We start from the raw sequence: 15,651 nt of genomic DNA on the forward strand, positions 1-15,651 counted from the left end.
TTCTCCCCGCAAGACGCCGCAAGACGGGGCGAAGGGGTGCGCGGCACGCGCTCGGTCTCCTCTCCCGGCGTGCGGAGGCCACAAGGGGGACCCTGGTGCGCGCTGCGGCCGCCGACCATCTGGAAGCCTGAGCGCCTGCCGCAACGCCAAAAAATGTGCCGAGGGGTGCGGTGAAGGTAAGCCCCTCCCCCTTGTGGGTGGGGAGGGGTGGATCTGCCGCCGATGAGCGCGGCCCGAAGCTTACCGCGGCAGCACCGTCGAGCCCATCAGCGCCTCGTCGATGGCGCGGGCCGCCTGGCGGCCTTCGCGGATCGCCCAGACGACGAGAGACTGGCCGCGGCGAACGTCGCCGGCGGTCCAGAGCTTGTCGACCGAGGTCTTGTAGTCGCGGTCATTGGCGACGACGTTGGTCGAGCCGCGGCGGTCGGTATTGAGCGCCAGCTTGTCGCCGAGATCCTTGAGCACGCCGTTCTCGAAGGGGCCGCGGAAACCGATGGCGATGAAGGCGAGATCGGCCTTGATGACGAATTCGGTGCCGGCGACCGGCTTGCGGCGTTCGTCGACCTGGCAGCACTTGACGCCCGTCAGGTTGCCGTCCTCGTCGCCGATGAATTCGAGGGTCGCGACCTGGAACTCGCGCACCGCGCCTTCGGCCTGGCTTGAGGAGGTGCGCATCTTCGTCGCCCAGAACGGCCAGACCGCGAGCTTGTCCTCCTTCTCCGGCGGTTGCGGCCGGATGTCGAGCTGCGTCACCTTGACGGCGCCCTGACGGAAGGCGGTGCCGACGCAGTCGGACGCCGTGTCACCGCCGCCGACGACGACGACATGCTTGCCGCCGGCAAGGATCGGCTCCGACGGCCAGCCGACGCTGTCGATGTTCTCGCGGCCGAGGCGGCGGTTCTGCTGGACGAGATAGGGCATGGCGTCGTGCACGCCGGTGAACTCCACGCCCGGGATGCCGGCATCGCGCGGCGTCTCGGAACCGCCGCAATAGAGCACCGCGTCATGTTCGGCGAGGAGCGCCTGCACCGCGATATCGACGCCGACATTGACGCCGCAATGGAAGGTGACGCCCTCGCCGCGCATCTGCTCGATGCGGCGATCGATGAAGTTCTTCTCCATCTTGAAATCCGGGATGCCGTAGCGCAGCAGCCCGCCGGGCTTCGATTCGCGCTCGTAGACATGGACCTCGTGGCCGGCGCGGGCAAGCTGCTGGGCGGCGGCCATGCCGGCCGGGCCGGAACCGATGATCGCGACCTTCCTGCCGGTCTTGGTGACGGCCGGCTGCGGCACGATGTAGCCCATTTCATAGGCCTTGTCGGCGATCGCCTGCTCGACCGTCTTGATCGCCACCGGCACGTCTTCGAGGTTCAGCGTGCAGGCCTCCTCGCAGGGCGCCGGGCAGACGCGGCCGGTGAACTCCGGGAAGTTGTTGGTCGAATGCAGGTTGCGGATCGCCTCGTCCCAATTGCCGTTGTAGACGAGGTCGTTCCAGTCCGGGATCTGGTTGTGAACCGGACAACCGGTCGGTCCGTGGCAGTAAGGAATGCCGCAGTCCATGCAGCGAGCGGCCTGCTTCTGCACTTCCTGGTCGGACATCGGAATGGTGAATTCACGGAAATGGCGGATGCGGTCGGATGCCGGCTGGTACTTCGCCACCTGCCGGTCGATCTCGAGAAACCCAGTAACCTTGCCCATCTTGCGATCCTGATATCTTCAAATCTCGAACAGGCGCCCTGAGGCGCGTGATGGCCCCCGCCACCGAACGGTTCGGGGGCCGCTGTCACAGGGGCCGTTACTCGGCCGCTTCAGCCACTTTCATGCGCTCCATGTCTTCGAGCGCGCGGCGATACTCGACCGGCATCACCTTGCGGAACTTCGGCCGATAATCCGCCCAATGCTCGAGGATCTCCTTGGCGCGGGCCGAGCCGGTGAAGTGCAGGTGGTTGGAGATTAGCTGGTAGAGCCGCTCCTCGTCATGGCGCGTCATGTCGCCGGAGACGTCCACCCGCCCCTTGTACATGAGGTCGCCGCCGTGATGGTGCAGCTTCTCCAGCATGTCGTCCTCCTCCGGCACCGGCTGCAGCTCGACCATGGCCATGTTGCAGCGGCGGGCGAAATCGCCCTCCTCGTCGAGCACATAGGCGACACCGCCGGACATGCCGGCCGCGAAGTTGCGGCCCGTGCCGCCGATGACGACGACGACGCCGCCGGTCATGTATTCGCAGCCGTGGTCACCGACGCCCTCGACCACCGCGATCGCACCCGAGTTGCGCACCGCGAAGCGCTCGCCGGCGACGCCGTTGAAGTAGCATTCGCCCGAGATCGCGCCGTAGAGCACCGTGTTGCCGACGATGATCGACTGATGCGGCACGATCCTGGTGTTCTCAGACGGACGGACGATGATGCGCCCGCCCGAGAGCCCCTTGCCGACATAGTCGTTGCCGTCGCCGATGAGATCGAAGGTGATGCCGCGGGCCAGGAACGCACCGAAGGACTGACCCGCGGTCCCTTTGAGGGTCACGTGGATCGTGTCGTCTTTGAGCCCCTTGTGGCCCCAGCGCTTGGCGAGCGCACCCGAGAGCATCGCGCCGGCCGAGCGGTCGACGTTCCTGATCTCGGCTTCGAAGGCGACCGGCACCTTGGTGTCGAGCGCCAGCTTCGCCTTCTCGATCAGCTTGCGGTCGAGAATGTCGTCGATCGGATGTTTCTGCCGCTCGGTCCAGTAGGTCGCCTCCTTCGGAGCCTCGACCTTGTGGAAGATCTTCGAGAAATCGAGACCCCTGGCCTTCCAATGCTCAATCATCCGGTCGCGGTCGAGCAGCTCGGACGCCCCGATGATGTCGTCGAGCTTCCTGACGCCGAGCGATGCGAGGATCTCGCGCACTTCCCCGGCAACGAAGAAGAAGTAGTTGATGACATGCTCGGGCGTACCCTTGAAGCGCTTGCGGAGCACCGGGTCCTGCGTGGCGACGCCGACGGGACAGGTGTTCAGGTGGCACTTGCGCATCATGATGCAGCCGGCCGCAATCAGCGGCGCGGTGGCAAAGCCGAACTCGTCGGCACCGAGCAGCGCGCCGATCACGACGTCGCGGCCGGTCTTCAGGCCGCCGTCGACCTGCAGCGCGACGCGCGAGCGCAGGCCGTTGAGCACCAGCGTCTGCTGGGTCTCGGCAAGGCCGATCTCCCACGGGCTGCCCGCATGCTTCAGCGAGGTGAGCGGCGACGCACCGGTGCCGCCGTCGAAGCCGGCAATGGTGATGTGGTCGGCGCGCGCCTTGGCGACGCCGGCCGCAACCGTGCCGACGCCCACCTCGGACACCAGCTTGACCGAGACATCCGCCTCGGGGTTGACGTTCTTCAGATCGTAGATGAGCTGCGCCAGGTCCTCGATCGAATAGATGTCGTGGTGCGGCGGCGGCGAGATGAGACCGACGCCGGGGGTCGAATGCCGGGTCTTGGCGACGGTCGCATCCACCTTGTGGCCGGGCAGCTGGCCGCCTTCGCCGGGCTTCGCGCCCTGCGCCACCTTGATCTGCAGCACGTCGGCATTGACCAGATATTCGGTGGTGACGCCGAAGCGGCCGGAGGCGATCTGCTTGATCGCCGAGCGCTCCGGGTTCATCGAACCGTCCGGCAGCGGCATGTAGCGGTCGCTTTCCTCGCCGCCCTCGCCGGTGTTCGACTTGCCGCCGATGCGGTTCATCGCGACCGCCAGCGTCGTATGCGCCTCGCGGCTGATCGAGCCGAAGGACATCGCCCCGGTCGAGAAGCGCTTGACGATCTCGGATGCCGGCTCGACCTCTTCGAGCGGGATCGGCTTGCGGCCGACCGCCTCGGCGGGCCTGATCGTGAACAGGCCGCGGATCGTGTTCATGCGGCTCGCCTGCTCGTTCATCATCGCCGCGAATTCGCGATAGCGATCCTCCGCATTGCCGCGAACCGCGTGCTGGAGCGAGGCGATCGCATCCGGCGTCCAGGCATGGCTCTCGCCGCGCATGCGGAAGGCATATTCGCCGCCGATATCGAGCGTGTTGGCGAGCACCGGATCGGCGCCGAAGGCCGCCCTGTGGCGAGCGACCGTCTCGGCGGCGATCTCCTCGAGGCCGATGCCTTCGATCGTCGTCGCCGTGCCGAAGAAATACTTGTCGACCAGCGTCGAGGAAAGCCCGACGGCATCGAAGATCTGCGCCCCGCAATAGGACTGGTAGGTCGAGATGCCCATCTTGGACATGACCTTGAGAATGCCCTTTCCGACCGCCTTGATGTAGCGGTAGACGACCTCCTTCTCGTCGACCTCCTTCGGGAACTCGCCGCGCTTGTGCATGTCGACGAGCGTGTCGAAGGCCAGATAGGGGTTGATCGCCTCGGCGCCGTAGCCGGCGAGGAGGCAGAAGTGGTGCACTTCGCGCGGTTCGCCCGATTCCAGCACGATGCCGACCGAGGTGCGCAGGCCCTTGCGGATCAGGTGGTGGTGCACGGCCGCGGTCGCGAGCAGCGCGGGAATGGCGACGCGATCCGGGCCGATCTGCCGGTCGGAAAGCACGATGATGTTGTAGCCGCCCTTGACCGCCGCTTCCGCCCGCTCGCACAGGCGATCGAGCATTTCCGGCATGCCTTCGGCACCGCGCGAAATATCATAGGTGAAGTCGAGCGTCTTGGTGTCGAACCGGTCCTCGGTATGGCCGATCGAGCGGATCTTCTCGAGATCGCCATTGGTAAGGATCGGCTGACGGACCTCCAGCCGCTTGGCATGCGCCATGCCCTCGTGGTCGAGGATGTTCGGGCGCGGACCGATGAACGAGACGAGGCTCATCACCAGCTCCTCGCGGATCGGATCGATCGGCGGGTTGGTGACCTGCGCGAAGTTCTGCTTGAAATAGGTGTAGAGCAGCTTCGGCTTGTCCGACATCGCCGAGATCGGCGTGTCGGTGCCCATCGAGCCGATCGCCTCCTGGCCGGTCGTCGCCATCGGCGACATCAGGAGCTTGGTGTCCTCCTGGCTGTAGCCGAAGGCCTGCTGGCGGTCGATCAGCGACACGTCGCGGCGCAGCGCCCGCGGCTCGACCGGCTTCAGGTCTTCGAGGATGAGCTGGGTGTTGTCCAGCCATTGCCGGTAGGGATGCTTGCCGGCGAGCGACGACTTCACCTCCTCGTCGGAGATGATGCGTCCCTCTTCCATGTCGATCAGCAGCATCTTGCCGGGCTGCAGCCGCCACTTCTTGACGATCTTGTCCTCGGCGACCGGAAGCACGCCGGCCTCCGACGCCATGATGACACGGTCGTCATTGGTGACGATGTAGCGCGCCGGACGCAGGCCGTTGCGGTCGAGCGTCGCGCCGATCTGGCGACCGTCGGTGAATGCGACCGCCGCCGGCCCGTCCCACGGCTCCATCAATGCCGCATGGTATTCGTAGAAGGCCTTGCGCTCCTGCGACATAAGCTGGTTGCCGGCCCAGGCCTCGGGGATCAGCATCATCACCGCATGCGCGAGCGAATAGCCGCCGCGCACGAGGAACTCGAGCGCGTTGTCGAAACAGGCCGTGTCCGACTGGCCCTCATAGGAGATCGGCCAGAGCTTGGAGATGTCGTCGCCGAAGAGCGGCGAGGACACGGAGGCCTGCCGCGCCGCCATCCAGTTCACGTTGCCGCGCAGCGTGTTGATCTCGCCGTTATGCGCGACCATGCGATAGGGATGCGCTAGCTTCCAGGAGGGGAAGGTGTTGGTCGAGAAGCGCTGGTGAACCAGCGCTACCGCCGACTGGAAGCGCTCGTCGGCGAGGTCCTTGTAATAGGCGCCGACCTGATAGGCGAGGAACATGCCCTTGTAGACGACGGTGGTGGTCGACAGCGACACGATATAGAAGCCGAGGTCGCCGCCATCGGCTTCCGCATAGATGCGGTTGGAGATCACCTTGCGCAGCGTGAAGAGCCGGCGCTCGAACTCGTCATTCGTGGCGGCATCCCGGCCGGCGCCGATGAAGACCTGTACGTGGTGCGGCTCGGTCGCGGCAATGTCCGGCGCCTTGGAGAGCGACGAATTGTCGACCGGCACGTCGCGGAAGCCGAGCAGGTGCTGGCCTTCCTCGGCCACCACGTCGCTGATCACCTCCTTGAAATGGGCGATCAGCTTCTCGTCGCGCGGCATGAACAGGTAGCCGACGGCGTATTCGCCGGCCTTTGGCAGGGTGACCCCCTGCTCCGCCATTTCCTCGCGAAAGAAGCGATCGGGAATCTGCACGAGGATACCCGCGCCGTCGCCCATCAGCGGGTCGGCGCCGACGGCGCCGCGATGCGTCAGGTTCTCGAGCATGAACAGGCCGTCGCGGACGATCTGGTGCGACTTCTCGCCCTTGAGATGCGCGACGAATCCGACGCCGCAGGCATCGTGCTCGTTGCGCGGATCGTAGAGGCCCTGTTTTCGCGGCAGTCCGGACGGGAACGCGGGCGTTTTCACAGCCGTCGCGGCGTTTTGCGCGAGGTTGAGCCCAATCTGTTGTGATGGCGAATGATCCGTCATCGTCTTCCCTCCTGTTGACCCGGGATTCCGGGCATACCGCGGCCCGCACGCCATCGCCGCGTGGTGCTTTTCGCACTGCGGCAAGCCTGGGCACTATCGTCGCATGATCCTGATCAGGTCGCAAATGAAGCGCGGCTCATCAGGCACGAATGTCCGCGACCATCCTGACGGCAGGCGATAACCGCCGGATGAAACCCGGCGAAACCCCCTCGCGCTCCACGCCGGCAGCCGCTTTTTTGCGGGCCTTCCGGCGATTGTTCCGGTCCCTAGACCGAAATAGGACAGCAAACCTGTCCTATTTCATGGGCTCTATGCCAGAAAGCGCCCTCCTCCGCAAGAGCTTGACCGCAAATAATGCCGGAGATTTTGTCGAACATTGCCAAAAATTTCGCGCTTTTGAAATTTAATTACGCACTTGTGCTGCTTTCTTCACTTTGGTTTCAAACTGGTCTTCGTTTGGCGTTCACCGGCACGGCGAGGATTGCGCCTCGATCGAACTCGGCTATGGTCTCGCCGACGCGAGGCGCGAAACCGATGTTTTCATGCAAACGACAGGGTGCGCGCGGCACGAGAGAACGCGCACGCAGAGAATCAGGGATATCGCGATGATCTTTTCCTCCGACAACTGGGCCGGCGCCCATCCGGCAATTGCCGAAAACCTTATGGCGCATGCCGGCGGCTATGCGGCCGCCTACGGCACGAGCGAGCTCGATCGAAAGGTTGAGAAAAGGTTTTCGGAGATCTTCGAAAAGGACGTGGCGGTGTTTTTCGTCGGCACCGGAACGGCCGCAAACGCGCTTGCGCTTTCGAGCGCGAACCGGCCGGGCGGCGTCGTCTTCTGCCATCGCGAGGCGCATGTGAATGTCGACGAATGCGGGGCGCCGGCGTTCTTCTCGCACGGCGCAAGGCTGAGCCCGGTGGATGGTGGCCGCGGCAAGATGGAGGCAGCAGGGCTCGAGGCGGAGATCCGCCGCTTTCCGCCCGAATTCGTCCATGGCGGCCAGCCGATGGCGGTGACGCTGACGCAGGCGACCGAGGGCGGCACGGTCTATTCGCTCGACGAAATCGAAGCGATCGCCTCTATCGCCAAGGCCAACAGGCTGCCGCTGCACATGGACGGCGCCCGCTTCGCCAATGCCCTCGTCAGCCTCGACGTGTCGCCGGCCGAGATGACCTGGAAGCGCGGCGTCGATATCTTGTCCTTCGGCGGGACCAAGAACGGCTGCTGGTGCGCCGAGGCGCTGATCCTGTTCGACCTTTCCAAGGCCGAGGAGATGCATTTCCTGCGCAAGCGCGCGGCGCAGCTCTTTTCCAAGTCGCGCTTCATCGCCGCCCAGTTCGACGCCTATCTCGCGGGCGATCTCTGGCTCGATCTCGCCCGCCACGCCAACGCCATGGCGCGTCGCCTCGCCGACGGCATCGCGGCCTCGGCCGAAAGCCGACTCGCCTGGGCGCCCGACGCCAACGAGGTCTTCGTGGTGCTGAAACGGCCGGTCGCTGACCGCCTGCAAAAGGAATGCGCGGTTTTCTACGAGTGGCATGTGCCGCACCATCTCAACGGCAGCCTTGCCGGGGATGAGGGCCTCTATCGCCTCGTCACGAGCTTCGCCACCCGCGCCGAAGACGTCGACCGCTTCGTGGCCGGCTGCTGAGGACCAGATGCGACAAAAACGGCGCCCTTTCGGGCGCCGCCTTCTTCATTTCGTTCTTATGCCAGGCGTCAGGCGCTCTGCGCCTCGATCTGCTTCGGCTGCGAGGCCACCGCCGTGATCTCGATGCGGCGCGGCTTGGCCGCTTCCGGGATCTCGCGCAGGAGATCGATGTGGAGCAGGCCGTTCTTCAGCGAGGCGGACTTGATCTCGACGTGGTCGGCAAGCTGGAAGCGACGCTCGAAGGCGCGCTTGGCAATGCCGCGATGGAGAAACTGGGTTTCCTCGCCCTTCTCCTCGCTCTTCTCGCCCTTGATCGTCAGCGTGTTCTCGCGCGCTTCGACCGAAAGCTCGCTTTCGTCGAAGCCGGCCACGGCCATGGTGATGCGGTAGGCGTTCTCGCCGGTCCGCTCGATGTTGTAGGGCGGATAGGTCTGTGCCTGATCGGGCTGGCCAAGGCTGTCAAGCATGGTGAACAGGCGATCGAAGCCGACGGTGGAGCGATAAAGGGGAGAAAAATCGAAGTGACGCATGATGTCCTCCTTGAGAGCAACGGTTTGCGATATCTGGTCCGCCACCCCATCAGGCAGTGACGCGACCGGTGAACGGACCCGTCTTCGGCGTCCGTGCCCAAGACATGGGATCGCCGCCGCTGCAGTTCAAGGGGATACGTTCACGGGCGTTGCTCCCCGCGATCTCATGAGGCGATCGCTTGCGTGAACCGGATATGAACGACCGGTTCGGCCTCGGTTCAGCGATGGCGGGGTACAAAGGCGACACTGGGTCAATTTCACCCAGGGCTGAAGCGACATGTCCCTTCTCCTTCAGCGGGCCGGAAACGGTGATCGTCCGGATTTCATCCACCGTTTCCGGCTTTTTTCTTTGACGCGCGAAAGGCCACCGCCTATCCCTGAGACATCGATCAACGCGCTCCGATCCGCCCATCGCTCATGACCTCGATCCTTCGCTCCACGCCGGACAACCCGATCCCGGGCAATCCCGTGACCGGCTTCTTCGACGGGGTCGGCAATCGCAAGATCCGCTATGCGGTGTTCAAGTCGAAAGCGGCCGATACTCGCGGCACCGTGGTGCTGCTGCAGGGCCGCAACGAATCGATCGAGAAGTATTTCGAGACGATCGGCGAACTGATGGCAGCCGGCTTCTGGGTCGCCACCTTCGACTGGCGCGGACAGGGCGGTTCGGAGCGGCTGCTGCCCCAGCCCGGTCGCGGCCATGTCGAGCGTTTCGCCGATTACGAGCGCGACCTGACGACCTTCCTAGACGAGATCGTCCTGCCCGACACCCGCCTGCCCTTTTCGATCGTCGCCCATTCCATGGGCGCCCTCGTCGCCCTGTCGCTGGCGCCGCTGCTCGCAACCCGCATCGAGCGCATGGTGCTCCTCGCTCCCTTCGTGGGCCTGGGCGGCCAGGTGATCGGCGAACCGGGCATCGTCGCAATCGCCGCCGCCATGTGCCGGCTCGGCCTTGGAAGGCTGCCGGTGCGCGCCGACAAGGAAAAGCATCTCCCCTTCCAGGGCAATGTGCTGACCACCGACAGCCGCCGTTACGCGCGCAACCTGGCGCTGACCGAGGCCTGTCCTGAACTGAGGATCGGCCCGCCCACGGCCCGGTGGCTGACAGAAGCCTTCCGCACGATCCGGCGCGTCATCCGGCGGGAGCATCTGACACGGATCACGGTGCCGACCGTCATTCTCGCGCCGACGGCCGAGCGGCTCGTGCCCTATCTCGCCGTCGAGCGAATGGCCGGCAACTTCCGCGCCGGTCACCTCATCCCGATCGACGGCGCACGGCACGAACTCCTTCAGGAGGCGGACCGCTATCGCGCCCAGGCGATGGCGGCCATTCTTGCATTTCTGCCCGGTGCCGATACCGGCGACGCCGCACCCGTGCCGCGGCGGTTGGAAGACGTCTGAAGCATGTACCGGAAGGTGGGCAGCACCGGCGTGCACTAAAGCTTGGCCTGCAGCGCCTCCAGCGCCTGCTCGTGCAGTTCGCGGCTGCCGGCGGCGATGATTTCGCCGCCCATTTCCGCGCGCTCGCCCTGCCAATTGGTGATGACGCCGCCCGCCTGTTCGATCAGCGGAATGAGGCCGCCGACGTCATAGGGCTTGAGGCCGCATTCGACGACGAGGTCGACATGGCCGGCGGCAAGCAGCGCGAAGGCATAGCAGTCGCAGCCGTAGCGGAAAAGCCGCACCTTCGCCTGCAGCGCCTCGAAGCGCTCCTTGCATTCGCCCGTATAGAGGTGCGGCGACGTCGTGAACAGGACCGCATCCGACAGCGCCTTGCAGGGGCGCGTGGCCAGCACCCTTTCGCCGTCCGGGCCGCGATAGAGCGCCTTCTCGCCGTCGGCGAAATAGCGTTCGCCCGTGAAGGGCTGGTCCATCAGCCCCATGACCGCCTTGCCGTGGCGATAAAGGCCGATCAGCGTGCCCCAGACCGGCAGGCCGGAAATGAAGGCGCGCGTGCCGTCGATCGGGTCGATGACCCATACATGATCCCGATCGAGGCCGATATTGCCGTGCTCCTCGCCGAGAATGCCGTGATCCGGAAAGCTCTTCTCGATCAGCGCCCGGATCACCGCCTCAGCCGACCTGTCGGCCTCCGTCACGGGATCGAAGCCGCCCTCGAGCTTGTTGAGGACGCTCGTGCCGACCCGGAAGCGCGGCATGGTCTCCGCTTTGGCGGCATCGGCAAGACGATCGAAGAAGGAACGGTCGGGCAGCATTTATTCCTCTCGGGGCACGGGAAGGAGCGCCCACTCTGAATAGACGAAATTCACCGAAAGGCAACGAGGGCGCCACGCCCTCAAGTCGAGCCTCACAGAGGGCGCGGCCTTGAATTGGCTTCGGCAACCGCATGGAGCCTACAACCGACAAGCGGAGATTTATACCGCACTGCAAAAAGTTCGTACCCCTGAAACTTGACAATTGTGCAGCGCAATATTAGGGTTTTCATGCAGCCGGTCTCGGCTGCAAATACCCTCCTTGGGTGTTTCCTCCCTAGACTTGACCGCGCCGCTGGCGCGGTTCTTTTTGAGCACGACCGCCGTTTCCTTGGACGCGCGCCTGACCGGCCGCGTCGGCGATTGCCTATTCCGCTGCCAGCGGCAGGTAGGCGCCGTATTCGTCGACATGCCGTGCCAGGCCGGCGATGAAGGTGGCGAGGTCGGCCTCGAGGGCCGCAAATCCCGGCTTTTTGACGAGTGTCGCCTCGTCGACATAGAGGCTGCGGTTGATCTCGATCTGAAGCGCATGCAGCCCGCGGCTCGGCCGGCCGTAGTGCTCGGTGATGAAGCCGCCGGCATAGGGCTTGTTGCGCGCCACTGCGTAGCCGAGCTCTTCCAGGAGCTCCACCGCAACCCGCGAAAGTTCCGCCGCGGCGCTGGTGCCGTAGCGGTCGCCGATGATGAAGTCGGGGCGCTTGCCGCTGCCGGGAAGATGGACGTTGCCGGGCATAGAATGGCAGTCGATGAGGATCGCCATCCCGAAGTGCACATGGGTGTGCGCGATCAACCTTCTGAGCGTCGCGTGATAGGGCTTGTAGATCGTCTCGATGCGGGTGAGCGCCTCCTCGACCGGAAAGCGGCCGCGGTAAATCTCCATGTTCTCGGCGACGAGGCGCGGCACGGTGCCGAGCCCGCCTGCGACCCGCATCGAACCGATATTGGCATGGGCCGGCAGCGCGCCCTCGAACATGCGCGGATCGAGTTCGTAGGGTTCGCGGTTGACGTCGAGAAAGGCGCGTGGAAAATGGGCGCGCAGGAGCGGCGCCCCGAGAAAGGTGGCGCTGCGGAACAGCTCATCGACGAAGTGATCTTCCGAACGGCGGATCGAATGCGGGTCGAGTCGCGATTGATCGAGAAAGGCTTGGGGATAGAACCGGCCGCTATGCGGAGAGTTGAAGACGAAAGGAATCCGCCGGTTCGCGGGTTCCAGAACCTCGAAAAATTCCCACTCGGACGCTTCCCCCATCGGAACCCTTTTTACCATGTCCGGATCTTGATGTTCGGATCATGTTGCCAGTTGGTCGCCTCTGTGTCCATAGTGGCCTCCCGCTGGTTTCAGGGGGGTGATCCCTGCTGTTCACCGGATATTTACGCTGTTGCGGTTTGCTGAGCTGCCGCAATCCGAGAAGCATCGAAAAGAAGTAGCCACGGCCGAATTCATGACTGCGAAAATCCTCCTTGCCGAAGACGACAACGATATGCGCCGCTTTCTTGTGAAGGCGCTGGAAAAGGCCGGCTACAAGGTCCTTTCCTACGACAACGGCGCCAGCGCCTATGACCGGCTTCGCGAGGAACCCTTTTCGCTGCTGCTGACCGATATCGTCATGCCGGAAATGGACGGCATCGAGCTGGCGCGCCGCGCGACCGAGCTCGACCCGGACCTCAAGGTGATGTTCATCACCGGCTTTGCCGCCGTCGCCCTCAACCCCGATTCCAAGGCCCCGAAGGACGCGAAAGTCCTCTCCAAGCCCTTCCACCTGCGCGACCTCGTCAACGAGGTCAACAAGATGCTGGCGGCCTGAGGAGGGCGCGAGCCCGCCCAACCGCTTTTGCCGCAAAGCTGCGCACCGACACCGGCTCCGGGGCCGCAGCCGATCGGCCCGATCGGCCGCGACCCTTTAGCGCGGGATCCGCTCAGATGCGTTCGCGCTACCGCTCTATCTGTTTGTTTTGCCGCATTTGTGCGACGTCAGGTGATTCACCTGACTGCAAAATGCTCCAGCCGTTCAACGGCTTAGGCGCGCTTGGCCGTTGCGAGCCGCAATCGCAGGCGAGCGCTGCACCGGAAATCCGGCCGCGCGACAGCTTCCAAAATTTCTCTCAAAAAACCTTCGAAAAGCCTATTGACGCGGACGCCGGTTTTGTGGTCTATGCGCCGCATCGGATGGGCGTGTAGCTCAGCGGGAGAGCACTACGTTGACATCGTAGGGGTCACAAGTTCGATCCTTGTCACGCCCACCATCCAAGTTTCTGATTTTAAAGGCCTTTCGAGAAATCGAGGGGCCTTTTTACATAGTGCTTTTCGTCCCCCCGTCTTGCACGCAAACGATGCGCTGACTTACGCTTGTCGAGTTCAATTGAGGGGTATCGGTGCTGGAGAGAATTAGGGAGCAGTTCCGGATTTGGCATCTAGAACGCGCCTTGGCTTGCTGGTGGCTATTGCGGCGATCGGGATAGATACTTGGAAGGAGATAATTAGCGCTTTGTTGGCCAGCCTGGAAATCGTGTCCCCCTCTATCGATGCGACCTAATCATGCTGTCGCCGATGCAGATATGCAGTCGTCGTTCTCGCCCTTCGCCTATGGCCCACTCATGCTCAATCAGAGAGAGCGCCTGGCGGACACGTACAGCGCCGACCGATTCGCGACATGCTAACTGTAGGAGGCTGAGGGACCGGAAGCGCGCCGCTGTTATGCCATGCCCTTTTGCTAGGACTTTCATGTCCTTGTCATGAGCAACTAGAATTGCATCGTTTGCGTCAGCAACAACACAAACCATGGTATCAGCCGATCCCTTTGCGACTCCGCTGTTGTTGAAGTAGATGACTTCATGGCCACCGTCTTCCAGCGCCTTGCCAACCGAGACCGGCACGCCCTCATCAAGAAAGAATTTGAGGCGAGGACGCGCTGGGCTCAAGCGGCACTCTTTTTGTCGTCATACCGTAGAGCGGCAATAACGTCCTTGTCAGTCAGGGACGGGTATTCCTCAACGATCTGCGCAACATTGTAGCCGTCCTCCGCGAGCCGCTTGATCGCAGCGACAGGGATACGCGTCCCAGCGATGACAGCCGCGTTGTGACTGACGTTGCGATGTCGCTCTATAGAGCCGATCTCAGTATCCGTGCGCTGTCCGAGCGCCTTTGCAGCCTTCCGCATATCTGACCTGACGACCTTCAGCGGAATCTGCAGAACGATCTGGCCGCTAACGGGCTCGCGGTGCTCATCGCGTTCCTCATCGAAGAACACGACCTTCTTGTTGAGCACGTGCAGCGTAGTGTGCGACCAGCGGTCATCCCCGAGATGGGCCAGCTTTTCCTTCACATCGCGAAGATGCTGCAGAGAACAACCTAGATCGATGCGAAGCGCTTTGAGTATCTGAAGCGACACCAGATCGCGGAACGAGTAGACCCGGCTGAAGGGCACACGTCTATCCTGCGCCGCAAGCGACGGGATAAAGAATCCCGTGCGGTCCCAATGGCGTAGACGGTGAACAGTCAGGCCGGTGAGTCGTGCCGCCTGGTCCTCCGTAAACGCCGATATGACGTTGACGGCGCTTGTCTTCTTCATGGTTACACTCCCGACGCTCATCCTAGTACATGTCGGAACACGCGCAAGATGGGTCGAATCGATCCGACACCCTTGTACATCAGAGATTACCAAACGTTGAAAAATCTTTGCCGTTCCGAGTCCTGCGACGACTAAGCCGCCGATTGCTCCTGCTGATCCGCCTCTTTATCCCCTCCCCGGCTGTGGCCCACAGCGCCGCGCGTCTTGTCGGACGCCACGCTGTGACAAGCACGGGAATGAGGCTCGGAGGAGAGTCTTGCCTTGCCGGAAATCGACGAGTCGCGGCTCGGGGACGACTGCGCTGCGCGCGTCGCAATTTCCGGTTTGATTAAAATGCAATCAGAGCGTACATTGCTGTCATACGGTCCCTCTCGCTTTTGACCACGGATGTACTGGCAAAGGCGAGGGGTGACTGCGAAAGGCCGGGAAGCCCCGGCCTTTTTTGTTGCCAACGACTTGGCGCGCTTCAACCCGGACACGGTGTAACGAGCGCGGTATCGGACACGCGGCTTCAGAGCATTTTGCAGTTCGGGTGGAATCACCCGACGTCGCACAAATCAGCAAAAGCAAACAGATAGAGCGGCATGCGCGAATGCATGTGAGGGCATCCCGCTTCAATCGCAACCTTTGTCACGCGGCTGTCACGATCAACGGCTAAGAAGGACCTACCGCGCCATTGACCACGGATGTACTGGCAACGGGCGCAGGTGACGAGAAGGTCGGGTTTAGCCCGGCCTTTTTTGTTTGCAGCCGTTGGCTGCGTCCCGGGTCGCTGCATAGCAGCACGGCATCATTCAGGCGAAAGGTCGCCGTACCGCCCGCAAAAACGCGATGGGCAGCGGCGATGCCGCTGCCCATCCGATCTGCCGAAGGCATGATTTGTCCGGCGTGGCCTGCCGGGGCCGCTGTCAGAACTCCTCCCAGTCGGCCGCGGCAGCCGTCGCTGCGCCACGGCCGCCAAAGGCGCCGGCGAGCTTGCGGGAAAGGGCGCGAGCGGGCGAGGCGACCGGACGGCTGTCCGGCGCGGCCGCACGCGGGGCCATGCCGCCCTCGAGCTTGAAGCGGGCGATCAGCCGCGCGAGATTCGCCGCCTCGTCGGCGAGCCGGCTCGTCGCCGCCGTCGATTCCTCGACCATCGCCGCGTTCTGCTGCGTCACCTGGTCCATC

12 protein-coding genes, 1 tRNA gene and 1 pseudogene are annotated in these 15,651 nt (G+C 63.6%); 6 read left to right on the plus strand and 8 right to left on the minus strand.

The window, feature by feature from the left end; all coding sequences use genetic code 11:
* Positions 1-240 precede the first annotated feature (240 nt).
* Both ATB98_RS07710 and gltB read right to left on the minus strand, forming a co-directional pair.
* A complete protein-coding gene (locus ATB98_RS07710) occupies positions 241-1,698 on the minus strand; it encodes a glutamate synthase subunit beta (protein ID WP_066871434.1) in 1,458 nt (485 codons plus the stop codon).
* A gap of 97 nt (positions 1,699-1,795) precedes the next feature.
* Entirely contained in the window at positions 1,796-6,520 is a 4,725-nt protein-coding gene (gene gltB, locus ATB98_RS07715; protein WP_066871437.1) for a glutamate synthase large subunit, read from the minus strand.
* Between the two features lie 149 nt (positions 6,521-6,669).
* Between gltB and ATB98_RS28845 the strand changes: the two genes are divergently transcribed.
* Positions 6,670-6,927, plus strand: a complete 258-nt coding sequence (locus ATB98_RS28845) for a hypothetical protein (RefSeq protein WP_153435743.1) — start codon at positions 6,670-6,672, stop codon at positions 6,925-6,927.
* A 198-nt stretch (positions 6,928-7,125) separates the two neighbouring features.
* Entirely contained in the window at positions 7,126-8,172 is a 1,047-nt protein-coding gene (locus ATB98_RS07720; RefSeq protein WP_066871496.1) for a threonine aldolase family protein, read from the plus strand.
* Between the two features lie 68 nt (positions 8,173-8,240).
* Here ATB98_RS07720 and ATB98_RS07725 read toward each other — a convergent pair whose 3' ends face one another.
* The gene (locus tag ATB98_RS07725; RefSeq protein ID WP_066871440.1) at positions 8,241-8,702 is read right to left on the minus strand and encodes an Hsp20 family protein; all 462 of its coding nucleotides are present in this window, start codon (positions 8,700-8,702) and stop codon (positions 8,241-8,243) included.
* A 417-nt stretch (positions 8,703-9,119) separates the two neighbouring features.
* On the opposite strand from ATB98_RS07725, the gene ATB98_RS07730 reads away from it, so the two are divergent.
* On the plus strand, positions 9,120-10,103 hold the full coding sequence (locus ATB98_RS07730) for an alpha/beta fold hydrolase (RefSeq protein WP_066871443.1): 984 nt from the start codon (positions 9,120-9,122) through the stop codon (positions 10,101-10,103).
* Between the two features lie 35 nt (positions 10,104-10,138).
* Here the strand turns inward: ATB98_RS07730 and hisN are convergent, their stop codons facing one another.
* Positions 10,139-10,918 carry a histidinol-phosphatase gene (gene hisN, locus ATB98_RS07735; RefSeq protein WP_066871446.1) on the minus strand — a complete coding sequence of 260 codons (780 nt, stop codon included), beginning with the start codon at positions 10,916-10,918 and terminating at the stop codon, positions 10,139-10,141.
* Positions 10,919-11,282: 364 nt separating this feature from the next.
* Positions 11,283-12,164 carry an N-formylglutamate amidohydrolase gene (locus ATB98_RS07740; RefSeq protein ID WP_066871449.1) on the minus strand — a complete coding sequence of 294 codons (882 nt, stop codon included), beginning with the start codon at positions 12,162-12,164 and terminating at the stop codon, positions 11,283-11,285.
* 193 nt (positions 12,165-12,357) lie between these two features.
* On the opposite strand from ATB98_RS07740, the gene cpdR1 reads away from it, so the two are divergent.
* The 3 genes from cpdR1 (at position 12,358) to ATB98_RS07755 (ending at position 13,159) form a co-directional block, all read left to right on the plus strand.
* Positions 12,358-12,720, plus strand: a complete 363-nt coding sequence (gene cpdR1 / locus ATB98_RS07745) for a response regulator CpdR1 (RefSeq protein ID WP_003531148.1) — start codon at positions 12,358-12,360, stop codon at positions 12,718-12,720.
* A 116-nt stretch (positions 12,721-12,836) separates the two neighbouring features.
* Positions 12,837-13,094, plus strand: coding sequence for a hypothetical protein (locus ATB98_RS07750; protein ID WP_153435741.1), 258 nt, complete (start codon positions 12,837-12,839; stop codon positions 13,092-13,094).
* Positions 13,085-13,159, plus strand: a tRNA-Val gene (locus ATB98_RS07755). The genes ATB98_RS07750 and ATB98_RS07755 overlap by 10 nt, the downstream gene beginning before the upstream one ends.
* A gap of 273 nt (positions 13,160-13,432) precedes the next feature.
* Here ATB98_RS07755 and ATB98_RS28850 read toward each other — a convergent pair.
* From ATB98_RS28850 to ATB98_RS07765, 3 genes and pseudogenes are all read right to left on the minus strand, one after another.
* On the minus strand, positions 13,433-13,834 hold the full coding sequence (locus tag ATB98_RS28850) for a DUF5615 family PIN-like protein (RefSeq protein ID WP_153435740.1): 402 nt from the start codon (positions 13,832-13,834) through the stop codon (positions 13,433-13,435).
* Positions 13,831-14,484, minus strand: a complete 654-nt coding sequence (locus tag ATB98_RS07760) for a DUF433 domain-containing protein (protein WP_066871454.1) — start codon at positions 14,482-14,484, stop codon at positions 13,831-13,833. Before ATB98_RS07760 ends, ATB98_RS28850 begins: the two co-directional genes overlap by 4 nt.
* Positions 14,485-15,392: 908 nt before the next feature.
* Positions 15,393-15,651: pseudogene (locus ATB98_RS07765) on the minus strand (methyl-accepting chemotaxis protein); the annotation flags it as partial.

Origin of the sequence: Sinorhizobium saheli (assembly GCF_001651875.1) — a bacterium.
GTDB classification, from domain to species: Bacteria; Pseudomonadota; Alphaproteobacteria; order Rhizobiales; family Rhizobiaceae; genus Sinorhizobium; species Sinorhizobium saheli.

What these genes read in the sequence shown, in the direction of transcription:
- cpdR1 (WP_003531148.1), top strand. Translation starts at nt 12,358, where the DNA reads ATGACTGCGAAAATCCTCCTTGCCGAAGACGACAACGATATGCGCCGC.
- ATB98_RS28845 (WP_153435743.1), top strand. Translation starts at nt 6,670, where the DNA reads ATGTCCGCGACCATCCTGACGGCAGGCGATAACCGCCGGATGAAACCC.
- ATB98_RS07730 (WP_066871443.1), top strand. Translation starts at nt 9,120, where the DNA reads ATGACCTCGATCCTTCGCTCCACGCCGGACAACCCGATCCCGGGCAAT.
- ATB98_RS07760 (WP_066871454.1), bottom strand. Translation starts at nt 14,484, where the DNA reads ATGAAGAAGACAAGCGCCGTCAACGTCATATCGGCGTTTACGGAGGAC.
- gltB (WP_066871437.1), bottom strand. Translation starts at nt 6,520, where the DNA reads ATGACGGATCATTCGCCATCACAACAGATTGGGCTCAACCTCGCGCAA.
- ATB98_RS07720 (WP_066871496.1), top strand. Translation starts at nt 7,126, where the DNA reads ATGATCTTTTCCTCCGACAACTGGGCCGGCGCCCATCCGGCAATTGCC.
- ATB98_RS07740 (WP_066871449.1), bottom strand. Translation starts at nt 12,164, where the DNA reads ATGGGGGAAGCGTCCGAGTGGGAATTTTTCGAGGTTCTGGAACCCGCG.
- ATB98_RS07725 (WP_066871440.1), bottom strand. Translation starts at nt 8,702, where the DNA reads ATGCGTCACTTCGATTTTTCTCCCCTTTATCGCTCCACCGTCGGCTTC.
- ATB98_RS07750 (WP_153435741.1), top strand. Translation starts at nt 12,837, where the DNA reads ATGCGTTCGCGCTACCGCTCTATCTGTTTGTTTTGCCGCATTTGTGCG.
- ATB98_RS07710 (WP_066871434.1), bottom strand. Translation starts at nt 1,698, where the DNA reads ATGGGCAAGGTTACTGGGTTTCTCGAGATCGACCGGCAGGTGGCGAAG.
- hisN (WP_066871446.1), bottom strand. Translation starts at nt 10,918, where the DNA reads ATGCTGCCCGACCGTTCCTTCTTCGATCGTCTTGCCGATGCCGCCAAA.